This window comes from Streptomyces zingiberis (assembly GCF_012034935.1).
Lineage (GTDB): Bacteria > Actinomycetota > Actinomycetes > Streptomycetales > Streptomycetaceae > Streptomyces > Streptomyces zingiberis.
In genome coordinates, this window is sequence record NZ_JAATEN010000027.1 from 33241 (window position 1) to 53970 (window position 20730).

Here is a 20730-nt window from a genome sequence, read left to right on the forward strand (position 1 = left end):
ACCATCCACTCCCGGCCTCCCGGCCGCCGTCAACCACCACTCCCGGCCTCCGGTCCGCCAGGTGGCCGGGCCCGGCGCCCGGACGGACCACCCGGCCCGCCGTCCGTCCCGCCGCGCGGCCGGTACGCCCTCCCGCTCGACGGGGTTCCCGGGCGGCAGGCGCACCAGGCCGGCAGGCCTCCCCGGTCAGCGGGCCCTCCCGGTCAGTAGGTCTTCCCGATCGAGCGGGCCGCCCAGTACCCGGCCCCGGCCGCCGCCAGCACGATCGCCGTGACACCGATCAGCGCCCAGGAGGCCGCGGGGCCGCCACTGCCGAGCCCGGCCTGGAGCACCTGGACGATGCCGGAGACGCCCGCCGCCGCGATCACCGCGAGCAGCACCTCCAGCTTGCCGCGCTGCCGGGCGGCGCGGCGCGCGGCGAGCTTGTCAAGCAGGAGCACGAGGCGCTCACCGGCCACCTCGTCGGTTTGCAGGCGCAGTTCCTCGGAGCGCCGCCGGAAGCCGGAGCCGTCGAGGAGCAGGCGGAGGAGTTCCGCCGTCACCGGCGAGGACACCAGGGAGGGCGACTGGACCATCAGGACCAGGGCGCGGGTCTCGATGGCGAAGTTGTCCAGGCGCAGCTTCTCCGCGTCCACCTCCGCCGCGATGGCGGCGAGTTCGTCCGCGTGCAGTTCCGTGCCCGACTCCGGGCCCGGCAGCCGGCGGCGCAGCGCGCCCGTGCGTTCGTGGTGCACGGCCAGCTCGGCGAGCCAGCCGGCGAACAGCCCGTCGAGCGAGGCGGCGAACTCGGCCGTCGTGCCGCGGGTGCCGTTGGTCCACTGGGCGGATCCCGGGGCGGCCAGCAGGGTCGTGTTGGGCGTGCGGACGAGGTACACGTCGTGCACCAGCACCGAGCCGTGCGCGAGCGCGTGGCTGACCGGGAACCTCGCCCATTCGGCGATCGCGCCGACGAGATGGGAGACCGGGTTGGTGAGGACCTGGGCGCCCATCGCGCCGGTCAGCTCCTCGGCGGTGCGCACCTCACGGCGGGGGCCGGTGGGCGCGGGCCCCCGGGTGAGGGAGGCGGAGTCCACGCAGAGCACGAGCTGCGACTGGCCGGCGCGCGCCACGAGCCACACGTCCGCGGTGGCCGGCTCGGCACGCAGCGCCGTCGTCACATCCGTGACCAGGGCCATCGCGAGGTCCGCCAGCCGGGGGAAGGACAGCCCGGCGGTCCCGTCGCGTCCCTCCCCGTCACCTCCGTGCCCGGCCCACCCGTCCCCGTCCCGTCCGCCCCCGCCGGGCGGCTCCCTGTCGGGCCGGCCCGGGTCGGGGACCACGCCGGGCCGGGCACCGTCCGGGGCCGCCGCGCCGGGCTCCGGGCCGAAGGTGACGCGGCAGGCGCCGAACTGGTGTCCGGCATGGCACATCAGGTGGTAGACGTCGTCCGGCGAGGCGTCCCACAGCTCCGCCTCGAACCGGACGTAGTGGTTGCCCATCTCGGAGAAACGGATCTCCGCGGTGAGCCGGCCGATGTCCTCGCCGCCGAGTCCTTCCAGGACGACGTCCGGCAGTTCGGCGAGCGCCCCCTCGTAACGGCGCCCGAGGATGTCGCCGCCGTGCCAGACGTCGTTGAGGTTGAGCGAGGCGTGCACCTGGCGCGGCCGGGCCCCGGCGAGCGGCCAGGCGTGGGCCGCTCGCCGGACGGCCGCGACGACCTCGGAGGGCGCGGCGTCCCGGAGGGCGAAGGGGTGGACGTACACGATCTTGCCGTGCTCGACGCGCAACCAGTCCGCGTCGGCCCGGTCCCGCAGCGCTTGCAGGGCGAAGCGGTGGGCGCGCAGTTCGCTGGCGTAGAGATTGCCCCGGGGCGCGAGTCGGCGCTCGGTACCGGCGAGGCGGTCGATCGCCGCGTCGAGCGGGGCCCCGGACGTCAGGAACGCGTCGACGGCGCGGACGGCCTCGGCCACCGCCCGGTAGTAGTCGCGCTGGAGGTCCGCGCTGTCGCGCAGATAGGCGCAGAGTTCCGGGTGGGCGGTCTCGGCCGGGCGGACGGCGGCCATGACGGCCTCGGCGGCGGCGCAGGCGGACTCGGCGGCGCGGAGCTGGGCGGGGCGGAGCCCGCAGGAGAGCATGTTCTCGACGGTGATGGCCGCGTCGAGCCACTCGGTCCAGGCGAGGGCGCCCCGGACGACCGCGGCCGAGACCGCCGTGTCCACGGGTCCGGCGGAACTCCCGGCGCTCCCGGAACTCCCGGGACCGGCGGGCGTGCCGTGCTCGGCGACCACGGCGCGGGCCGCCCGTAACGTCTGCCAGAGCGGCCCGAAGTGATACGTGATGTCCCACGCGTCCTCGACGTAGCCGACGACGGCGAGCAGCAGCAGGGCGGGGCCGCACGGCTCGTCCGCGACCTTGGGCAGTTGCTCGGCGACCACGCGGCGCGCGGCCCGGGCGCGGTCGGGCGGACGGCGGTCCGCCGGCCCGGTGCCCGGGGCCGGTGCGGTGTTCCAGCGCGGAAGGCGCCATAACGCCTCGGTGTCGACGCCGCGTTCGGCGAGCCAGCCGGAGAGGGGCCGCGCGTCACCCGCGCGCAGCGCCTCCATGAGGTCCCCGTACATTTCGCCAGATTAGCGGGCGGATCCGGGCCTGGGGAGGGATCCGCCGGAATCCGGCGGCCGGCCGTCACCGCACCCGGCGTGCCGCCGGAAGCGGCGGGTACGGCGGGACCGGCCCGCCGGTCCTCCACCCGGGGACCGGCGGGCCGGCTCACGCGCGCCCGGGGTGCCCCTGCTCCTCGTGGCGCCGGAGCCGGGCCGGGCGGAACAGGCCGGGGAGGTGCCAGTGCCGGCGCCGCACCGGAGGCGGCGCCCCCTCCCCGGCGCTCCCGGGGCGTCCGGCCAGGCGCCCCTGGCGCCTGTCCCGGGCGGTGCGCCCGGCCGCCGCGGTCCGCCCGCCGGCCGCCCCACCCCCGGGGCTCCCGGTTCCGCCGGCCGCACCGGCCGCCCGGGCGCCGCCGGACAGGGCGCCGTCCGGAGGCGGGCTCACCGCCCGCGTTCCGTCCGGAGCCGTCCCGGCCGGAGTGGTACCGGCACGGGGGACGCCGGGCACCGGCGGACCGGCCGGGCAGGGCGGGTTCGCGGCCGAGGTGACCGTGCCGGACCGCATGATGCGCAGCACCCGGCTCCCGCAGTTCCCGCAGTCGGGCCGGGTCAGCGGGGACGGAACCCGCGCCCCCTCCGCGACATAGGTGACGAACGGCCGTCCGTCACCGTCCACGTGGTGCTCGATGTCGAAGGACCGCTCCCAGCCGTGACCACAGCTCAGGCAGGCGAAGGCATAGGCTTCGCGCACGGTCCGCGCCGGTGTCCCCCCGGTGTTCTCACTCATGGCCGGCTTCCTCTCGTCCGCGGCCGGACCAGACCCGTTCTCCGCGCCCCGGGCCTGGCGTCGGGAGGAAATCTCCCGCCACCAGGGAACTCCTCCGGGCAGGGTGATCGCACCGGGTGCGGCCCCTATTTGGCGGGGATTTGGACTGCCCGTGTGAGAGGGGACGGGATAAGGCGGATGGGGCCCTCTCCCCTTTGCTCTTCCGATAAGCCTTTTACTCTCCCGAGGGGATCGAGGCGCCCCGCTCTTTGCCTGCCCGGCCGCATCACCGTGCCCGCGGCGGGGCAGCGCCCCGGGCCGGGCCTTCCCCTTCACGCCCTTTCGCACCCCCCTCGCCCGTTCCCAGCCGTTCACACCCGTTCGCCCCGGCTGACCGCGTTGGCGGCGGCGAGCGTGGCGCTCAGCCGCTCGGCCGGCGTCGCGGGACGGACGCGGCCGGGGTCCGCCTCCCACTCCCGGCCGCCCCCGACGGGACACAGCCGCAGCCGGACGCCGCCCTCCCCGCCGACGGCGCGGCGGAACTCGGCCGCCCGTCCGGCCTGTTCGTCCACCACGACCACGCCCGGTCTCAGCGTCGCCACAGGCCCCCGCGCGGGCACCGGGGGACACGGCGGGACGGTGCCACCCGTGGGAGTACCGGCGGGCGGCGGCGTCTCCGCGAGGCCCACGCCGGAGGCCGGCGCCGTCCGCCGGGAGCCGCCGCCCGCGTCTCCCTCACCGTCCGCCGCCCCGTCCGCCGTATCGCCTGCCGTACCACCCGCCCTACCGCCCGCCTGACCGCGCGGGCCGCCGGTGGGGGCCGTTCCGCCGCCCGGCCCCGCCCCTCCCCGCCCGTCTCCGGGCACACTTGCCGCTTCCGGCCCGGCTCCGCCCAGCTCCCCTCCGTCGCGGCCCGTCACCTCCCACCGGCCTTCCGCAACGCGGCCGTCAGCGCACGGGCCGTCAGAAGGTTGCACCGCCCCAGCTCCACCAGCGGCCTGGGGCACCACGCGGAGGTGCAGGAGACGAGATCGGCGCCGAGGGAGGGCAGGGTGATCCCCACCGCCGCCAGGGCGTCGCGGAGATCGTCCGCCGCCTGCGTGGCGGCGCTGAGGGCGTCGACGGTCTCGGCGCCACGGGTGGCGGGCTCCGAGGTGCCGCCGGAGGGATCGCCGGGGACGACGCGGGAGGTCGGTGACTCCATGACGAACGGGCCTTTCGTGTACCGGGGTGACGTCTGAACACGCCGGTACGACCCGCGTCCGGGGAACGGTGAGGGCCGGCGGACCCGCCTGGGAGGGACGCCCCGCGGGCCGGCCCCGCTCCCGTGGGCGAACCGGCTGCGCACTCAGCGTCACAGCCCGCGAACACCGCGGACCAGAGGGCCGCCCCCAGCAGCGTGGCTGTACCCGCGCCCCGCCGGCCGGCCACGGAGACGGCCGGGGAGCGCCGTCGCCGGTCCTCCCGCCCGCGCCCGGGTTCCCGTCACCGTCCGCGCCCCGTTCACCCAGCCGGGGGATGGCAGGGCAGCGCGGAGGCCCCCGCGCCTCCACCCGGGACACGACAACGGGCCTGGTCCGGCGCGCGGAACGCCGGACCAGGCCCGCGAGCGGCGGGACCCCTCACCCTCCAGTGGATGTCTCACCGCCGTCCGCACCCCGCCCGTCACACCGGACGACGACCGCGTCACGGCGGCGGGCGGGAGCAGCGGGCCGCACACCCGCACCCCTCCCTACGGCCGGGGAGCCTTCGGCGACTCAACAGCCCGGGAACTCACGGCCGGGCGGCTCCCACCGCCGAGGCGGCTCCAAGACAGTCAGCAGCCACCGCAGTTGTAGTAGAGGACGTCCCAGTGGTTGCCCTCCTTGGCGTAGATGTTGCCGGCGCCGGACCGGTACTGGGCGGCCCCGTCGCTGCGCGTGCCGATGTACGTGAAGTTGCCGGTCACGTAGTTGTTGACGCAGGTGCTGAGGGAGTAGTCCAGCTTGTAGCCGTTCCAGTGGCTGTAGGTGCCCGACGCGTGGCCGGTCTCCGTGCCACCGGTGATCGTGAGCGCGCAGCCACTCGCCGACTTCAGCGTCTCGGCCCCCTGGATCGTGGCCAGGTTGACCTGCTCGAACGAGGTGCAGTTGGACTGGTTGCGGTTGCTGCACCCGCCGCTGGAGGTCCAGGAGACCCCGGCGTTGCGGAGCCGGGTCGTGGCCTGGGAGTGGGTCAGCTTGGTGACGGCGGCGGCCTGCTCGGCGGCCGGGGCGGCGGCGGGCGCGGCGCTGACCGGCGCGGCGGTGGCGGCCGCCTGCGTGCCGAGCACAGTGGCCAGGGCCAGGGTGGACGCGGCCGTCGCGAGCAGAGCGGTTCTCTTCACTAGCGCTCCTCCAAGTGGGGATCCCATCGCACCGACTCCGGATATCGGAACCGGTTCACCGCATGGTGCCGCACCATGACCGTGTACGGACAGAGTTGGGCACCGGCGGCTCCAGGAGTTCACCCGCTCTCCCACTCAACAGGCCACCTGTTGCGCCTCAGACGAAAGGTGGAGCACGTTCCGCACCCGCACCGATACGCTGGGCGATCAACGCAAGCGAGACCGGCCGTCACGGGCCCCGCACGCAAGGGGGACGCGTCACCATGACCCAGCAGCCCAGGGACCTCGACCCCTACACCTCACCCAAGACCTTCTACGGCGCCGAACTCCGCCGCCTCCGCGAAGCCGCCGGCCTCTCCCAGAGCCAGCTCGGCGAACGCGTCTTCTGCTCCGGCACCTACATCGGCCAATTCGAAGCCGCCGTCCGCCGCCCCCAGCCCGACGTCTCCAAATCCCTCGACGAAGCCCTCGACACCGGCCGGCACCTCCAACGCCTCTGCAAACTCGCCCGCCGCTCCAAACACCCCGACTACTTCGCCGACGCCGCCGAACTCGAAAAACTCGCCACCACCATCAGCGAATACGCCCCCATGCTCATCCCCGGCCTCCTCCAGACCGAGGCCTATGCACGGGCACTCACCCGAGCGGCCCAGACGTTCGCGCCCGATGAGGAAGTGGAAGACAGGGTCGCCATCCGGATGGAGCGCAAGCGTCTCCTGGAGGCGCCGACAGCTCCCGAGGTGTGGGCAGTGATTCACGAGGCCGCGCTGCGTATCCCTGTCGGCGGCCAGGCCGTGATGCGCGAACAGCTCAGGGTTCTGCACCACGTGGGCCGCGACCACCATCGCGTGGTTCTGCAAGTGCTGCCTTCGGAGGCCGGAGCGGCAGCCTTTCTCAACAGCACGGCGATTCAGATGACCTTCGCGGATGCCCCGCCGGTGACGTACACCGAGAGTGCCTATACCGGACAACTCATCGAGGAACCGGCGCTGGTCGCCCAGTACCAGAAGGCATACGATCTCATCAGGGCGGCCGCGCTATCGCCAGAAGCTTCCCTGGCCCTGATCGCATCGGCGGTGGAGGATCAGACACCATGAGCACCGACTCAGCCCGGGACACGGTCACATGGCGCAAATCGTCGTACAGCAACGGGGATGGCGGGGCCTGCCTCGAAATAGCCGACGGCCTCCCCGGCCTCGTCCCCGTCCGGGACAGCAAGGCCCCCACCGGCCCTGCCCTCGCCTTCCCCACCTCCAGCTGGGCCGCCTTCGTCACGGCACTGCGGTCAGGCGACCTCCCCCTCCGCTGAATCCGGCCAGGCCGGTCACGGAGCAGATCGTCTCCGCCACCACGCCTCGATCGTCTTCTTGTACGGGGCAGGCATGGTCAGATCCTTCACCTCGGACGCGGTGAAGAGCCCGAGAGCCTTGTGCTCATGCGAAACCCTGGGCTCCCTCGCCCCCCTGTACTCCGCTCCGTAACTGACGATGAAGACGTGCCGGTGCGGGAAGATCCGGTACACCCAGGTGTCGATGACGTCGAGGCCGTCGAGCAGATCCGCTTCGAGTCCCAGTTCCTCCTCGACCTCCCGCACGACCGTGGACTCCGGCGACTCGCCCAACTCCAGTTTTCCGCCGGGCAGTTCCCACTCCTCCCGCTCATTCCTCAGCAGGGGCACCCTGCCCTTGAGGTCGATCACCATCTTGACCGACACGGGAAGCTGGTACTCGAAGCGCCCCGGTCCGCGCTCGACCAGGTACGGCTGCTGCGCGCTGCTCATCGTCCTCATCTCTCCTCACCATGGGCACCGTGGAGTTCCACCAGCACAGCCGTGGCATCGTCCGACTGCTTGAAATGCCGGGCGCCACCCCGGCCGGAACCGGCGGCATGCTCCGCCTCACGGGCGCGGATCTTCCGGACTCCGGACATCGCCGTTATGGGCCCCTTCAGGCGCGGTCCCACCCAACTCGTTCGCCTTCCCCTCCGGCGGCCAGGTCGACGTGCACTCCGTCATGGCAGCCCGGGCCCCATGACCTACACGAACTCACTTCACGCGCACACGACACTACAATGAGCAACCCGCCCAGGCGTTCACCGGCCTGAACGCGACTTCATTCACAAGGGGGACGCGTCACCATGACCCAGCAGCCCAAGGACCTCGACCCCTACACCTCACCCAAGACCTTCTACGGCGCCGAACTCCGCCGCCTCCGCGAAGCCGCCGGCCTCTCCCAGAGCCAGCTCGGCGAACGCGTCTTCTGCTCCGGCACCTACATCGGCCAATTCGAAGCCGCCGTCCGCCGCCCCCAGCCCGACGTCTCCAAATCCCTCGACGAAGCCCTCGACACCGGCCGGCACCTCCAACGCCTCTGCAAACTCGCCCGACGCTCCAAACACCCCGACTACTTCGCCGACGCCGCCGAACTCGAAAAACTCGCCACCACCATCAGCGAATACGCCCCCATGCTCATCCCCGGCCTCCTCCAGACCGAGGCCTATGCACGGGCCGTCACAAGGGCCACGTTGCCTCTGGCCCCGGACACGGAGGTGGAGGAGCACGTCCGGGCCCGCCTGGACCGGCAGCTTCTCCTCGCGGAATCCGCCACGCCTCGGCTGTGGGCGGTACTCCACGAGACAGTGCTCCGTGTCCCCATGGGCGGGGCGTCGACCATGCGGGAGCAGCTTCTCCATCTGGCGACCCTCGTCCGGAACCGCAGGATCATCCTGCAAGTACTGACCTTCGACGCCGCATCCCATGCCCTGTTCAACGGCATGGCGTCCCTGCTGAGCTTTCACGACGCACCGCCGATCATCTACACGGAGGGCGCGGGCACCGGCCAACTCATCGAGGATCCGGCTCTGGTCGAGCAGGGACAGAGGTCATACGATCTGGTCAGGGCCGCCGCTCTGTCACCGGTTGCCTCTCTGACCCTGCTGGAATCAGTGGCCGAGGACTACGGAAGCGATGAGCTCTGCACACGACGTGAGTGACGCCACTTGGCACAAGTCCTCGTACAGCGACGGCCAAGGGGGCAGCTGCGTCGAAGTGGCCCCCAACTTCCCCGGCCTCGTCCCCGTCCGGGACAGCAAGGCCCCCACCGGCCCCGCCCTCGCCTTCCCCACCTCCAGCTGGGCCGCCTTCGTCACGGCACTGCGGTCAGGCGACCTCCCCCTCCGCTGAGACGGGCCGGGTCGGCCCGAGCTGCCTTCTGACGTCTGGATCTCCTTCGGGACCCCTGCGGGGACGCAGGACTGAGCAGCGGAGCGGGGAAGGCGGGTGGGGCTCGGGGAGCGCCGGGGCCTGCTGACAGGATGGGCCCGTCCGCGGTCTCGTCCAGCGGCCGGTGGACCGGCGCCGGTCCCGGTCCGGCGCACGCCGCCCGCCGTCCCCCGCCGCCTGCCCCCTTTCACCTCCCCCCTTTCCTCTGCTCCGTCATCGCCGCTGCCCCGTCATCGCCGGCGTCCCCCGAAAGCAGGTCAGCCCATGCCCCTGTCCCCGCCGGATCTCGGCCCCGTCCTCATCACCGGGGCCTCCAAAGGGATCGGGGCCGCCTCCGCGTCGCGGCTCGTCCGGGCCGGTCACACCGTGTATGCCACGGCGCGCGACATCGGCGCGCTGGCGGAGCTGGAGAAGCTGGGCGCCCGGCCGCTGCCGCTGGACGTGACCGACGAGGAATCGATGCGTACCGCCGTCGGGACCGTCGTGGAGCTCCACGGACGGGTCGGCGCGCTGGTGAACAACGCGGGTTACGGCGCCTACGGCGCGTTCGAGGAGATACCGATGAGCGCCGTGCGCGCCCAGTTCGAAACGAACGTCTTCGGGCTGATGCGGCTGGTGCAGCTCGTCCTGCCGTCGATGCGCGCGGCGGGCCGGGGCCGGATCGTCAACGTGTCGTCCGTCGCCGGGCGGCTCACGCTGCCGTTCAGCGGCGCCTACCACGGGTCGAAGTACGCCGTCGAGGCGCTGTCGGACACCCTCCGGGCCGAGGTCGCGCCCTTCGGCATCGAGGTCTCCGTCATCGAGCCGGGCCCGGTCGCCACCCCCTTCCTGGACACGGCCATGGCGAACCTGACCGACGCGGTCCCGCCGGGCTCGGTCTACCACCGGTCGGCGGCGGCCTTCGGCGCCTCCACGGTGCGCTCCTACCGGAACCGCCGGGTGACGGCCGGCCCGGACGCGGTGGCCGCCACGATCGAACGCGCGCTGACCGCCCGCCGGCCGCGCACCCGCTACGCCGGGAACGCCGCCGCCCGCGCCCTGATCACCACCCGGGCCCTGCTCCCCGGCCGCGCCTGGGACGGTGTGGTCCGCCGCGGGATGGGCATCTGAGCGCGGGCGGGCGCGTGGCCCTGCGGAGCGGCCCGGCGTCCGCGCGGTAGCGGTACGAGCACCGGGCCGTCCGGCGAGCCGGGAGCCCGTCCGTGACTCCCGGGGCCCGGAAGCCCGGAGGCCCGGGGTGTGCGGCTCCGCCGCCCCCGCCCCGAGCACCGAGCACCGAGCACCGAGCACCGAGCACCGAGCACCAGGTAATCCTCCGCTGCCCGGATGCCGGGAAGGCCCTCCCGGCGCGGCGCGAGCGGACGCGCCGTGCCGCGCCAGGAGGGATGGGACAGACGTGCGGGGCGTTACTGGGCCATGAAGGTCCACAGCAGGTTGGAGCTTCCGTCCCAGGTCCACTGCTTGGCAGTCGAGCCGGAGGCGACCTGGCCGCCGCCGTCGAGGGCGAGCCCGTTGCCGCGGTTGATGATGCTGTACCGGCCGTTGCCGCGGTCGGTGATCTGCCACTGCTGGTTGTTGCCGCCGCTCCAGGACGCCTGGCGCACGGTCGTGCCGCTCGCGGCGCCGTAGCTGTCGGCGACCATGCCGTTGCCACGGTTGACCAGGCGGTGGTAGCCGGTGCCGAGGTCCACGGCCTGCCAGTGGAGGTTGTGGTTGCCGTTCCAGGTCCACTGCTTGAGGTCGCTGCCGGCCGTGGTGCTGCCCCCGCTGTCGAGGGCGAGCCCGTTGGTGGCGTTGGCGATCCGGAAGTAGGTGGCGGGGTTGAAGGTGACCTTCAGGGAGGTGATCGCGTCGTTGCCGCCGCTGTTGCGCAGGTCGCCGTTGTCGGCGTCGAAGGTCCACGCCGTCCCGGAGAAGTTGTCCCCGGCGTAGCCGATCACCCGGAAGCCGGCGGGCACTCGCAGCGAGGAGATGGTGCGCGCCGCGAGGCCCCGGGACTGGAGCTGGGCCGCGGTGTAGGTGCCCAGCGGGAGCGTGGCGGCCGCCCCGGCGAACGAGACATCCGCGTGGGCGGATACGGACGCGCCGCCGCCACCGCCCGTGAGCGGGGGTATCGGGCCGGAGAAGGTGAACTTCAGGACGTAGGCGAGGGCGCTGTAGGGCGCCGAGGACGGCAGGGTGACCCGCAGGCCCGAGCCGTCCTGGGTGGGCGCGGGCAGGTCGGTGTAGGTGCCCGCGGTGGAGCCGAGCAGCTGGACGCGGGAGAGGGACGAGATGTCGAAGCGGCCGGACGCCAGGGTGCTGATCGTCGTCGATCCGCCGGGCCAGCCCAGGATCGTCGCGAACAGGACGGTGCCCGCCTTGTTGCGGGTGAAGCGGATGTCCCGGTTGGTGCCGGCGACAGGGGCGACGAAGGAACCGCCGCCCATCTTGGTCGGCCCCTCGCCGTGGACCGCCCAGGCGCGGGTGGCGTAGACGGCCTCGCCGAACCGCTTGAGGTGGTCGCCGATGGCGAGCAGCACGGTGCGCTGGCCCTGCGGAATCGTTCCATCAGCCATGGGGGCGATGTTGAGCAGCATGTTGCCGTTCTTGCTCACCCGGTCGATCAGCGAGTGCAGCATCTGCGCGGTGCTGTAGTAGCCGATGCCCCGGGTGTAGCACCAGCTGGAGCTGGAGATGGAGTCGTCGGTGAGCCAGTAGGGCTCGGTGATCTCCGCCGGCCCGCCCCGCTCGTAGTCGTACACCTGGCCCTTGTTGGTGAAGCCGTCCTTGTAGGTGGCCACGACCTCGCGGCCCCAGCTCTCGGCCTGGTTGTAGTAGTACGCCAGGAACTCCAGGCGGCGGGACTCGTCGATGCGGTTCAGGGCGAAGTCCTGCCAGATGATGTCCGGCTGGCCCTGGTCCACGACCTCCTTGAGCTTGTCGTACCAGAGCTGGTTGTGCGCGGAGCTGCCGAGCTGGCCGTAGAGCTTACGCAGGCTCGCGGTGGACTGGGCGGGAACTCCCTCGAAGTAGCCGGTGAACTGGTAGGCGTGGTGCAGCGAGACGAGGAACTTCAGCCCCTTGGCGCGGATGGAGTCGCGGAAGATGCGCATCAGGTCCAGCCGGGGGCCGCGCTGGACCGAGTTCCACTCGTTGACCGAGCTGTTCCACATCGAGAAGCCGTCGTGGTGCTCGCCCACCGGGCCGGCGAACTTGGCTCCGGCGTCGACGAAGAGCTGCGCCCAGTCGTCGGGGTCGAAGGCGCCACCGGCGGAGGCGAGCTTGGGGGCGAACTGGACGAAGTTGCCCGCCCGGTCCCGGGCCCCGTCGATGAAGTTGTGGTACGGCCACGCCGCCGGCTCGCCGTAGGTGGACCGGTGGTGGTTGTTGGCGGAGCTGCCGGAGAGGTACATGTTCCGCGGGTACCACTCGTTGTCGTACGCGGGGACGCTGAAGACGCCCCAGTGGAAGTAGATGCCGAACTTGGCGTCCTGGAACCATTCCGGGGCCGCCGTGTGCTGGTCGATCGAGGGCCACGTCGGTAAGTACGCGGCCGCGGCCGCGTGGGCGCGCGGGGCACCGAGCGTGAGGTTCGCCGTCGTGGCGGCGGCGACCCCGGCCGCCGCGGAGAGGAAGACGCGTCTGTTGATCGTCATGGGGGGCCTTTCGGCGGTGGGACATGAGGGGGAGGACATGGGGGTAGCGCCGCGCTCCGGCACGGCACCGATACATCCCATGTCGAATCAGAAATCCCATCTCCTCGCGCGCCTGTCAACGCTTTGCGCTCGGGTGACCCGAATGAAGGGGGTCAGGACTCGCTGACAGAGCGCCTGAAAGGCGCGCCAAAGCGGCAGATGCGACATCACATGTCTGGGGAGGAGTGGCGCCGGCCCGCGTCACGCCCGCCGGGGCCGCCGGCCGCCCGCGGGGCCCCTGGCGGGCGTGATCCGTCCGGCCACAGGGCCGGTTCCGCCCCGGTGCCCGGCGCACGGCGGCCGGCCCCTCCGGGAAAGCCCGTGAGCGGCCGTGGCCGGGGCCGAGGCCCTGCCCGGCCCGCCGGGCCGGGCCCGCGGGTCAGCGCCCTGGGCGCTCGTCCAGCCGGTAGACGCGTGCGGCCGTGCCGCCGAAGACCGCCGCGTGTTCCGGGGCGGAGAGGCCGGCCGTCAGCTCCTCGGCGAGCGCGAGGACCTCGCCGTACGAGCCGGCGGCCGTCAGGCAGACCGGCCAGTCGGAGCCGAACATCACCCGGGCGGGCCCGAAGGTGTCCAGGACCGCGCGGGCGTAGGGGCGGAGGCCCGTCACCGTCCAGGCGCCGGGACCGGCCTCGGTGACCAGGCCGGAGAGCTTGCAGGAGACGTTCGACTCGGCGGCCAGTTCGGCGGTGAGGGAGGCCCAGGGTTCCAGGGCGCCGGAGGCGACGGGTGGCTTGGCGGCGTGGTCGAGTACGAAGGTCAGTTCGGGAACGGCGCGCACGGCGGCGATCGCCGCGGGAAGCTGGTGGGGGCGGACGAGCAGGTCGTAGGCGAGGCCGTGGGCGGCGACGGTCCGCAGCCCGGCGACGACCTCCGGGCGCGCCAGCCAGGCGGGGTCCGGTTCGCCCTGGACGAGGTGGCGGATCCCGGCGAGGTACCGTCCGCCGCGGCTCTCGCGGAGGGCGTGCAGTTCACCGGCCAGGCCGGGGGCCGTGAGGTCGGCCCAGCCGACGACGGCGCCGATCAGCGCCTGGTCCTCGGCGGTGGCGAGGAACTCCCGCGTCTCGGTGGCATCGGCGAGGACCTGCACCAGGACGGTGCGGCCGATTCCGGCCGCGCCCGCCGCCTCCGCCAGTTCCGTGGGGGTGAAATCCCGTCGCACGGCGGCCAGTTCGGGGGCGTCCAGCCAGCCGTGCGGGCGGCGGGACAGCTCCCAGAGGTGGTGATGCGCGTCGACCCTGAGGGGCCCGGCCGCGGGCACCTCTCCCGCACCGGCCACGGGTTCGGGCAGGCCTCCGTCACCGGCACGGCGCGCCGGCTCCTCACCCCGCGTCATGGGCCCACCGCCCCGGCCGCCGTCAGGTCGTCCCACAGCGTTTCGGGCAGGTCCAGCGTGGCGTGCGCGACGTTCTCCCGTACCTCCGCCGCGCTGCGCGCGCCCACCACCACCGAGGAGACGGCCGGGTGCCGCAGCGGGAACTGGAGCGCCGCCGCCGCGAGCGGCACCCCGTGGTCGGCGCAGACGCGGGACAAGGCGCGGGCGCGGTCGAGGACCGGGCGGGGCGCCGGGACGTAGTCATAGGTGGCGCCGGGACGGGGATCGGCCAGGACACCGCTGTTGAAGACGCCGCCGGCCAGCACGCCGACCTTCCGGCGCGCGCACAGGGGCAGCAGTTCCGCCTCGGCGGAGCGGTCGAGCAGCGAGTACCGTCCGGCGACGAGGACGCAGTCCAGATCGGTTTCCTCGACGAAGCGGACCAGCATCCGGGTCTGGTTCATGCCCGCGCCGATCGCCTTGACGAGACCTTGGTCCCGCAGCCGCGCCAGGGCGGGGAAGGCGCCGGTCAGGGCCTCGGCGTAGTGCTCGTCGGGGTCGTGGACGAGGAGGATGTCGAAGGCGTCCAGCCCGGTGCGCTCCAGGCTCTCGGAGACGGAGCGGTGCACGCCCTCCGCGCTGTAGTCCCGGACGCGGACCAGGCCCGGGGCCCCGTGGAAGCCCTCGTCGCCGTCGGCCGGGTCGCCGGGCACGAGCAGCCGGCCCACCTTGGTCGACACCGTGGCCCGTCCGGCCGGGCGGGCGGCCAGGAACGCGCCGAGCCGCTGTTCGGCCAGGCCGGCGCCGTAGTGCGGGGCGGTGTCGAAGTAGCGGACGCCGGCCTCCCAGGCGGCCGTCAGCGTCTCCTCGGCCTCCGCCGCCCCGACCGCGGCGAACAGCCCGGCCAGCGGCGCCGTACCCAGGCCGAGACGGCCGACGGTCGCGCCCCGGCGGCCGATGGCCACCCGCTCGGCGAGCAGACCGGTGGACGGAGCGGCGGGCGGCTCCTGGGGCGTCCCTGACTGGGGGCCGGACTGCGGGCCGGACTGGGGGCTGGAGTGGGGGCTGGAGTGCGGGCCGGACCGGGGGCCGGAGTGCGGGCCGGCGGGCCGCCGCGCGGGCGGGCCGCTCATCCGGCCTGCCCGATGGTGTGCTGCTGGGCACCCAGCCGTTCGATCTCGACCCGCACCACGTCCCCGGCGCGCAGATACGGGAAGTCGTTGCCCGCACCGAGCGCCACCCCGGCGGGCGTGCCGGTGTTGATGAGGTCGCCGGGGTCCAGCACCATGAACTGGCTGAGGTACCAGACCACATGGCGCACGTCGAAGATCATGTTCTTGGTGTGGCCGTCCTGGCGCAGCTCGTCGTTGACGTACAGCCGCATCGCCAGGTTCTGCGGGTCGCCCACCTCGTCGGCGGTGACCAGCCAGGGGCCGAGGGGGTTGAACGTCTCGCAGGACTTGCCCTTGTCCCACTGGCCGCCGCGTTCGAGCTGGAACTCCCGTTCGCTGACGTCGTCGGCGATCGCGTACCCCGCGATGACCCGCCCGGCGTCCGCCGGGCTCTCCAGGTAGCGCGCCGTCGCGCCGATCACCACGGCCAGTTCGACCTCGTAGTCGGTCTTGGTGGAGCCGCGCGGGACGAGCACCTCGTCGTCGGGACCGACGACCGTGTTGGACGCCTTCATGAAGACGACCGGCTCGGCGGGCGGCTCGGCGCCGGTCTCGGCCGCGTGGTCGGTGTAGTTGAGGCCGACGCAGACCACCTTGCCGGGCCGGGCCACGGGCGCTCCGAACCGCAGGCCCGTGAGGTCCAGCGGCCGCAGCCGCCCTTCGGCGAGCGCCGCCGCGGCCCGCCCGGGGCCGCCGGAGGCGAGGAAGGGGCCGTCGATGTCGGTCGTCAGTCCGGACAGGTCCCACGCCGTTCCCTCGCCGTCGAGCAGAACGGGGGTCTCGGCGCCGGGCGCGCCCACACGAGCGAGTCTCACAGGGCAACTCCTGGGGTTCCTGGTGGCGGGGTGCGGGGTGTCGGGTGTCGGGGGCCGGGGCCGGTACCGGCGGCCCCGGGTGCGAGGGGGCGGGTGCGGGCGGCGGGTGGTCCCGGGCCGTGCGCCGCCACCGGTCAGGCGCTCACGCGCCGTCCGCCCCGCGGTGCGCTGCCGGGTGCCGGTGGGCCCGGTGCGGGGGGCGGTGGATGTCCGGCGGGTGGGGGGCGTCCGGGGGCCGGTGGCGGTCGGAGGGCGGGGGGCCCTCGGACGGCGGAGGGTGGCCGGAGGGGCGGTGGGCGGACGCGTCGCCGCCCGTCAGATGCTCGCGGAGCCACTGCTCCGTCGTGCTGACGTGGAGCAGCGCGGCGGCCTCGGCGAGCGCCGGGTCCCGGGCGGCGAGGGCCTGGTGGATCGCCCGGTGCTCCGCGAGCGTGCGCTCGCCCGCGTCGGAATCGACCAGCCCGCGCCAGACGCGGGCCCGGATCGTGCGGCTGGAGATGCCCTCCAGCAGGGTGACCAGGGTGCTGTTCCCGGTGGCGGCGGCGACGGCGCGGTGGAAGGCGGCATCGTGCCGGGTGAGCAGCTCGGCGTCGTCCCGGGCCGCCGTCATCGCGTCGAGGTGGCCTTTGACCTCGGCCAGCCCCTCGTCCGTGATGCGGGCGGCGGCCAGCCCGGTGGCCACCGGCTCGAACAGCCTGCGGACCTCGGTCAGTTCCAGCAGGGTGTCACCGCGCAGCAGCTCCACGGCCGAGCCCAGGCCCTCCAGCAGCAGGGCCGGCTCCAGACTGGTGACATAGGTGCCGTCACCGCGCCTGATCTCCAGCACCCGCGCCACCACGAGGGCCTTGACCGCCTCGCGCATCAGATTGCGCGACAGGCCCAGCTCGGCGGCGAGTTGCTGTTCGGGCGGCAGTTTCGCCCCGGGGGGCAGCTCGCCGGACTGGATGAGTTCCCGGATCCGCTGGATGGCCTTGTCGGTCAGTGACATCGGTCGCTCCACACCCCCTGTTGTGCGGGGTCAGGCTAACAGGGCATCCCATGTCCCGGAACGGCGCCGGAGGACGATCCGTCACGGGCCGCCCGCGCCACCACCGTTCAGCCGCGAACTTTCGGGAATCGGCGGTGAGTTCCGTACCGCCCCCTGGACACCACTCCACCCCCCACGTATAAATCCATCCCATGTCACGGGATGTGATTCCTCAGATCGCGACCTCGACACCGACGACTCACGCACCGCACGCACCGCTCGCACCGCACGTCCAGCACGTACCGCACGTGACGACACCGGACCGCGCCGGGCACGGCGCCACCGGTTCCCGGAAAGGGCGCGTGGCCGTCCATGGCTGAGCTGATCACCGCCGTCGAGGCGGCCGACATCCGCTTCCCGACCTCCCTCGACCTCGACGGCTCGGACGCCATGAACCCCGAGCCCGACTACTCGGGCACCTACGTCACCGTGCGGACCGGTGCCGGAGCCGTCGGCCACGGCCTGGCGTTCACCGTGGGGCGCGGCAACGAGGTGACGGTCGCCGCCGTCCGCGCCCTGGCGGAGCTGGTCACGGGTCTGCCGGTGGAGGAGGTCCTGGCCGACCTCGGGGCGTTCTCCCGGCGCCTGACCGGGGACAGCCAACTGCGCTGGCTGGGACCGGAGAAGGGGGTCATCCACATGGCCGCCGCCGCGATCGTCAACGCGGTGTGGGACCTGTACGGCCGCCGGGAGGGCAAGCCCGTCTGGCGGCTGCTCGCGGAGATGGAGCCGGAACGCCTGGTCTCCCTCGTCGACTTCCGCTACCTGCGGGACGCCCTCACCCCCGGGGAGGCGCTGGAGATCCTGCGGCGCGCCGAACCCGGCCGTGCGGAACGCACCGAGCGGCTGCTCGCGGAGGGGTTCCCCGCGTACACCACCACCCCGGGGTGGCTGGGCTACTCCGACGAGAAACTGGTCCGGCTGGCGAAGGAGGCCGTGGCCGACGGATTCACGCTGATCAAGCTGAAGGTCGGGGCGGACCCCGAGGAGGACGTCCGGCGGCTGCGGCTGGCCCGCGAGGCCGTCGGCCCGGACATCCGGATCGCGGTCGACGCCAACCAGGCGTGGGGTGTGGAGCAGGCGGTGGAGTGGATGCGCCGGCTCGCCCCGTATGAGCCCTACTGGATCGAGGAGCCGACCTCCCCCGACGACATCCTGGGCCACGCGGCGGTCCGCGAGGCGGTGGCCCCGGTGAAGGTGGCCACCGGGGAGCACATCCACAACCAGGTGATGTTCAAGCAGTTCCTCCAGGCGGGCGCCCTGGACGTGCTGCAACTCGACGCCAGCCGCACGGCGGGCGTGACGGAGAACGTCGCGGTCCTCCTGCTCGCCGCGAAGTTCGGCGTCCCGGTCTGCCCGCACGCGGGCGGCCTGGGCCTGTGCGAGATGGTCCAGCACCTGGCGATGTTCGACTACGTAGCGGTGTCGGGCAGCGCGGAGGGCCAGGTCGTCGAGTACATCGACCATCTGCACGAGCACTTCACCGACCCGGTGCGGGTCCGCGGGGGACGCTACCTGGCGCCGTCCGCCCCCGGTCTCAGCGCGGAACTCCGGGCGGATTCGGCCGCGGCGCACCGCCATCCCGACGGAGCGGTGTGGCGGCGGAAGGACGCGCGATGAACGCGGCGGCGGAGAGGGAGCCGGTCCCCGGGGCGGGGGACCCGCCCGTGCGGGAGCTCGACGGGCTCCGGGCCGTCGTCACGGGCGGGGCGTCCGGCATCGGCCTGGCCACCGCCCGGCTGCTGGCCGCACGGGGCGCCCGGGTCGTCTGTCTCGACCTCGCCCCGGACGGCCTGCCCGCACCGCTGACCGGCATCCGGGCCGACGTGTCCGACGCGGGGGTGGCCGGGGCCGTCGAGCGGGCCGCCGCGTCACTGGGCGGCGTCGACATCCTCGTGAACAACGCCGGTATCGGGGCGCAGGGCGCCATCGGGGAGAACGACGACGCCGAGTGGCGCCGGGTCTTCGAGGTCAACGTCTTCGGTGTCGTCCGCGTCACCCGCGCGGCGCTCCCCTTCCTCCGCCGCTCCGCCCACGCCTCCGTCGTCAACACCTGTTCGATCGCGGCGACGGCCGGACTGCCGCAGCGGGCGCTCTACTCCGCCACCAAGGGCGCCGTGCTGTCGCTGACCCTGGCCTCGGCGGCCGACCTGGTGACCGAGAACATCCGCGTCAACTGCGTCAACCCCGGCACCGTCGACACCCCGTGGATCGGGCGGCTGCTGGACCGGGCCCCCGACCCCGGGGCCGAGCGCGCCGCGCTCAGTGCCCGCCAGCCCATCGGCCGGCTCGTCCACGCGGACGAGGTGGCGGCCGCCATCGCCTATCTCGCGAGCCCGCTGTCCGGCTCCACCACCGGCACCGCCCTCCCGGTGGACGGCGGCATGAGCGGACTCCGTCTCCGCCCCCGCACCTGACCCCGAAACGGCCGGCGGCCCCCGCCACGGCGCCGGCCCCTCGCCCCGGCCCACCGGGCCCCCGCCCCACCGCTCGCCACCTGACCGCCCGCCCCCGAGCACCCCGCCCGACGGCGGGCCGACCCGCCGGCCGCCCACCGCACCACCGCGTTTCCGCCCGGATCGTCCCGCACCCGTTCGCGCACCACTCCCGTGAGGAGGAGAGCGATGAGGCTCACCCACACCCGACGAGGCGCCGTCCTGGGAGCCGCCGTGACCGTGCTGGCCCTGCCCCTGCTCGGCGCCTGCGGCGGCTCGTCCGCCGGCTCCGGCGGCACGGCCGTCGTCGGCGTGGACTATCCCCGTTCGGACACCGACTTCTGGAACTCCTACATCAAGTACACGCCCCGGTACGCCGAGGAGTCCGGCCTGGACGTGAAGACCACGAACTCCCAGAACGACGTGGCGAAACTGGCCGCGAACGCCCAGACCTTCATCAGCCAGGGCGTCAAGGGCGTGGCCATGGCCCCGCAGGACACCGCCGCCATCGCCCCCACCCTGCGGCAGCTCGCCGACAAGAAGATCCCCGTGGTCACCGTGGACACCCGCCCCGACTCGGGGGAGGTCTACATGGTCGTCCGCGCCGACAACCGCGCCTACGGCGAGAAGGCCTGCGCGTTCCTCGGCTCCCGGCTCGACGGCAAGGGCAAGGTCGTCATGCTCCAGGGTGACCTCTCCTCCATCAACGGCCGCGACCGCACCGAGGCCTTCAACGCGTGCATGAAGAAGAAGTACCCCGGCATCACGGTGTTCGGTGAGGCCACCAACTGGGACGGCGCCACCGCCGCGCAGAAACTCCAGGCCCGGCTCACCCAGCACCCGGACATCAAGGGCGTCTACATGCAGTCCAGTTTCGCCCTCTCCGGCACCTTGCAGGTCCTCAAGCAGAAGGGCCTGCTCGTCGACCCCGACGACCCCGAGCACGTGTTCGTCGTGTCCAACGACGGCATCCCCGAGGAGCTCTCGGGCATCGCGGACGGAAAGATCGACGCCACCGTCTCCCAGCCCGCCGACCAGTACGCCAAGTACGCCCTGTACTACCTGAAGGCCGCCCTCGACGGCGAGAAGTTCGAGCCCGGCGAGACCGACCACAACAGCAGGATCATCGAGGTGCGGCCGGGCCTGCTGGAGGACCAGCTGTCCGCGCCCCTGGTGACGGCCGACGGCGGCACCTATGACGGGGTCCCCAGTCTGAAGAGCACCGACACCTCCCTCTGGGGCAACCAGCTCTAGGCCGCCGGGGCGTCGCGGGGCGGTGTCCCCCGCGTGCGCCGGCCCCGCCCGCGCCCGGCCGGCCGCTTCGGCGGAGCCCCGGTCGGCCCCGCCCGCGTCCACTCGACC

The 20730-nt window shown here is 73.4% G+C and carries 18 protein-coding genes and 1 pseudogene; 8 read left to right on the plus strand and 11 right to left on the minus strand.

All coding sequences use genetic code 11. From position 1 onward, the window contains the following. Positions 1 to 203 precede the first annotated feature (203 nt). From HCK00_RS24585 to HCK00_RS24605, 5 genes are all read right to left on the minus strand, one after another. A complete protein-coding gene (locus tag HCK00_RS24585; RefSeq protein WP_168104233.1) occupies positions 204 to 2597 on the minus strand; it encodes a hypothetical protein in 2394 nt (797 codons plus the stop codon). A 148-nt stretch (positions 2598 to 2745) separates the two neighbouring features. Beyond that, entirely contained in the window at positions 2746 to 3366 is a 621-nt protein-coding gene (locus tag HCK00_RS28585; protein ID WP_311765471.1) for a hypothetical protein, read from the minus strand. Between the two features lie 350 nt (positions 3367 to 3716). After that, entirely contained in the window at positions 3717 to 3947 is a 231-nt protein-coding gene (locus HCK00_RS24595; RefSeq protein WP_168104215.1) for a hypothetical protein, read from the minus strand. Positions 3948 to 4261: 314 nt separating this feature from the next. Further along, entirely contained in the window at positions 4262 to 4549 is a 288-nt protein-coding gene (locus HCK00_RS24600; RefSeq protein ID WP_168104234.1) for a hypothetical protein, read from the minus strand. 612 nt (positions 4550 to 5161) lie between these two features. Continuing rightward, positions 5162 to 5737, minus strand: a complete 576-nt coding sequence (locus tag HCK00_RS24605; protein ID WP_375782002.1) for a hypothetical protein — start codon at positions 5735 to 5737, stop codon at positions 5162 to 5164. 236 nt (positions 5738 to 5973) lie between these two features. Here HCK00_RS24605 and HCK00_RS24610 point away from each other — a divergent pair, with 236 nt between their 5' ends. Continuing rightward, on the plus strand, positions 5974 to 6807 hold the full coding sequence (locus tag HCK00_RS24610) for a helix-turn-helix domain-containing protein (protein ID WP_168104236.1): 834 nt from the start codon (positions 5974 to 5976) through the stop codon (positions 6805 to 6807). Next, positions 6804 to 7019, plus strand: a complete 216-nt coding sequence (locus tag HCK00_RS24615) for a DUF397 domain-containing protein (protein WP_168104237.1) — start codon at positions 6804 to 6806, stop codon at positions 7017 to 7019. The genes HCK00_RS24610 and HCK00_RS24615 overlap by 4 nt, the downstream gene beginning before the upstream one ends. 15 nt (positions 7020 to 7034) lie before the next feature. Here the strand turns inward: HCK00_RS24615 and HCK00_RS24620 are convergent, their stop codons facing one another. Further along, positions 7035 to 7490 (minus strand): NUDIX hydrolase, encoded by a 456-nt coding sequence (locus HCK00_RS24620; RefSeq protein ID WP_240966123.1) that lies wholly within the window; start codon positions 7488 to 7490, stop codon positions 7035 to 7037. A 356-nt stretch (positions 7491 to 7846) separates the two neighbouring features. Between HCK00_RS24620 and HCK00_RS24625 the strand changes: the two genes are divergently transcribed. The 3 genes from HCK00_RS24625 to HCK00_RS24635 all read left to right on the plus strand — a co-directional run bounded on the left by HCK00_RS24625 (position 7847) and on the right by HCK00_RS24635 (position 10040). After that, positions 7847 to 8701: a helix-turn-helix domain-containing protein gene (locus HCK00_RS24625; protein WP_168104239.1), complete on the plus strand. Its 855-nt coding sequence runs from the start codon at positions 7847 to 7849 to the stop codon at positions 8699 to 8701. Then, positions 8694 to 8891: a DUF397 domain-containing protein gene (locus HCK00_RS24630; protein ID WP_311765472.1), complete on the plus strand. Its 198-nt coding sequence runs from the start codon at positions 8694 to 8696 to the stop codon at positions 8889 to 8891. The genes HCK00_RS24625 and HCK00_RS24630 overlap by 8 nt, the downstream gene beginning before the upstream one ends. 303 nt (positions 8892 to 9194) lie before the next feature. Beyond that, positions 9195 to 10040, plus strand: coding sequence for an oxidoreductase (locus tag HCK00_RS24635; protein WP_168104241.1), 846 nt, complete (start codon positions 9195 to 9197; stop codon positions 10038 to 10040). A gap of 296 nt (positions 10041 to 10336) precedes the next feature. On the opposite strand, the gene HCK00_RS24640 is transcribed toward HCK00_RS24635, so the two are convergent. The 5 genes and pseudogenes from HCK00_RS24640 to HCK00_RS24660 form a co-directional block, all read right to left on the minus strand. Further along, positions 10337 to 12568 carry an alpha-L-fucosidase gene (locus tag HCK00_RS24640; protein ID WP_168104242.1) on the minus strand — a complete coding sequence of 744 codons (2232 nt, stop codon included), beginning with the start codon at positions 12566 to 12568 and terminating at the stop codon, positions 10337 to 10339. Between the two features lie 418 nt (positions 12569 to 12986). Further along, positions 12987 to 13940: an amidohydrolase family protein gene (locus tag HCK00_RS24645; RefSeq protein ID WP_168104243.1), complete on the minus strand. Its 954-nt coding sequence runs from the start codon at positions 13938 to 13940 to the stop codon at positions 12987 to 12989. Beyond that, positions 13937 to 15052 carry an aldo/keto reductase gene (locus tag HCK00_RS24650; protein WP_168104244.1) on the minus strand — a complete coding sequence of 372 codons (1116 nt, stop codon included), beginning with the start codon at positions 15050 to 15052 and terminating at the stop codon, positions 13937 to 13939. The genes HCK00_RS24645 and HCK00_RS24650 overlap by 4 nt, the downstream gene beginning before the upstream one ends. Further along, the gene (locus HCK00_RS24655; RefSeq protein WP_168104245.1) at positions 15049 to 15906 is read right to left on the minus strand and encodes a fumarylacetoacetate hydrolase family protein; all 858 of its coding nucleotides are present in this window, start codon (positions 15904 to 15906) and stop codon (positions 15049 to 15051) included. Before HCK00_RS24655 ends, HCK00_RS24650 begins: the two co-directional genes overlap by 4 nt. 298 nt (positions 15907 to 16204) lie before the next feature. Next, positions 16205 to 16894, minus strand: a pseudogene (locus HCK00_RS24660) (FadR/GntR family transcriptional regulator); the annotation flags it as partial. Positions 16895 to 17245: 351 nt separating this feature from the next. Here HCK00_RS24660 and HCK00_RS24665 point away from each other — a divergent pair. The 3 genes from HCK00_RS24665 to HCK00_RS24675 all read left to right on the plus strand — a co-directional run bounded on the left by HCK00_RS24665 (position 17246) and on the right by HCK00_RS24675 (position 20622). After that, positions 17246 to 18553, plus strand: coding sequence for an enolase C-terminal domain-like protein (locus HCK00_RS24665; RefSeq protein ID WP_168104246.1), 1308 nt, complete (start codon positions 17246 to 17248; stop codon positions 18551 to 18553). Next, the gene (locus HCK00_RS24670; RefSeq protein WP_206320901.1) at positions 18550 to 19350 is read left to right on the plus strand and encodes an SDR family NAD(P)-dependent oxidoreductase; all 801 of its coding nucleotides are present in this window, start codon (positions 18550 to 18552) and stop codon (positions 19348 to 19350) included. The genes HCK00_RS24665 and HCK00_RS24670 overlap by 4 nt, the downstream gene beginning before the upstream one ends. Positions 19351 to 19557: 207 nt before the next feature. Then, positions 19558 to 20622, plus strand: coding sequence for a sugar ABC transporter substrate-binding protein (locus HCK00_RS24675; RefSeq protein ID WP_168104247.1), 1065 nt, complete (start codon positions 19558 to 19560; stop codon positions 20620 to 20622). Positions 20623 to 20730 lie beyond the last annotated feature (108 nt).

What these genes read in the sequence shown, in the direction of transcription:
- HCK00_RS24585 (WP_168104233.1), bottom strand. Translation starts at nt 2,597, where the DNA reads ATGTACGGGGACCTCATGGAGGCGCTGCGCGCGGGTGACGCGCGGCCC.
- HCK00_RS28585 (WP_311765471.1), bottom strand. Translation starts at nt 3,366, where the DNA reads ATGAGTGAGAACACCGGGGGGACACCGGCGCGGACCGTGCGCGAAGCC.
- HCK00_RS24600 (WP_168104234.1), bottom strand. Translation starts at nt 4,549, where the DNA reads ATGGAGTCACCGACCTCCCGCGTCGTCCCCGGCGATCCCTCCGGCGGC.
- HCK00_RS24605 (WP_375782002.1), bottom strand. Translation starts at nt 5,737, where the DNA reads ATGGGATCCCCACTTGGAGGAGCGCTAGTGAAGAGAACCGCTCTGCTC.
- HCK00_RS24610 (WP_168104236.1), top strand. Translation starts at nt 5,974, where the DNA reads ATGACCCAGCAGCCCAGGGACCTCGACCCCTACACCTCACCCAAGACC.
- HCK00_RS24615 (WP_168104237.1), top strand. Translation starts at nt 6,804, where the DNA reads ATGAGCACCGACTCAGCCCGGGACACGGTCACATGGCGCAAATCGTCG.
- HCK00_RS24620 (WP_240966123.1), bottom strand. Translation starts at nt 7,490, where the DNA reads ATGAGCAGCGCGCAGCAGCCGTACCTGGTCGAGCGCGGACCGGGGCGC.
- HCK00_RS24625 (WP_168104239.1), top strand. Translation starts at nt 7,847, where the DNA reads ATGACCCAGCAGCCCAAGGACCTCGACCCCTACACCTCACCCAAGACC.
- HCK00_RS24635 (WP_168104241.1), top strand. Translation starts at nt 9,195, where the DNA reads ATGCCCCTGTCCCCGCCGGATCTCGGCCCCGTCCTCATCACCGGGGCC.
- HCK00_RS24640 (WP_168104242.1), bottom strand. Translation starts at nt 12,568, where the DNA reads ATGACGATCAACAGACGCGTCTTCCTCTCCGCGGCGGCCGGGGTCGCC.
- HCK00_RS24645 (WP_168104243.1), bottom strand. Translation starts at nt 13,940, where the DNA reads ATGACGCGGGGTGAGGAGCCGGCGCGCCGTGCCGGTGACGGAGGCCTG.
- HCK00_RS24650 (WP_168104244.1), bottom strand. Translation starts at nt 15,052, where the DNA reads ATGAGCGGCCCGCCCGCGCGGCGGCCCGCCGGCCCGCACTCCGGCCCC.
- HCK00_RS24665 (WP_168104246.1), top strand. Translation starts at nt 17,246, where the DNA reads ATGGCTGAGCTGATCACCGCCGTCGAGGCGGCCGACATCCGCTTCCCG.
- HCK00_RS24670 (WP_206320901.1), top strand. Translation starts at nt 18,550, where the DNA reads ATGAACGCGGCGGCGGAGAGGGAGCCGGTCCCCGGGGCGGGGGACCCG.
- HCK00_RS24675 (WP_168104247.1), top strand. Translation starts at nt 19,558, where the DNA reads ATGAGGCTCACCCACACCCGACGAGGCGCCGTCCTGGGAGCCGCCGTG.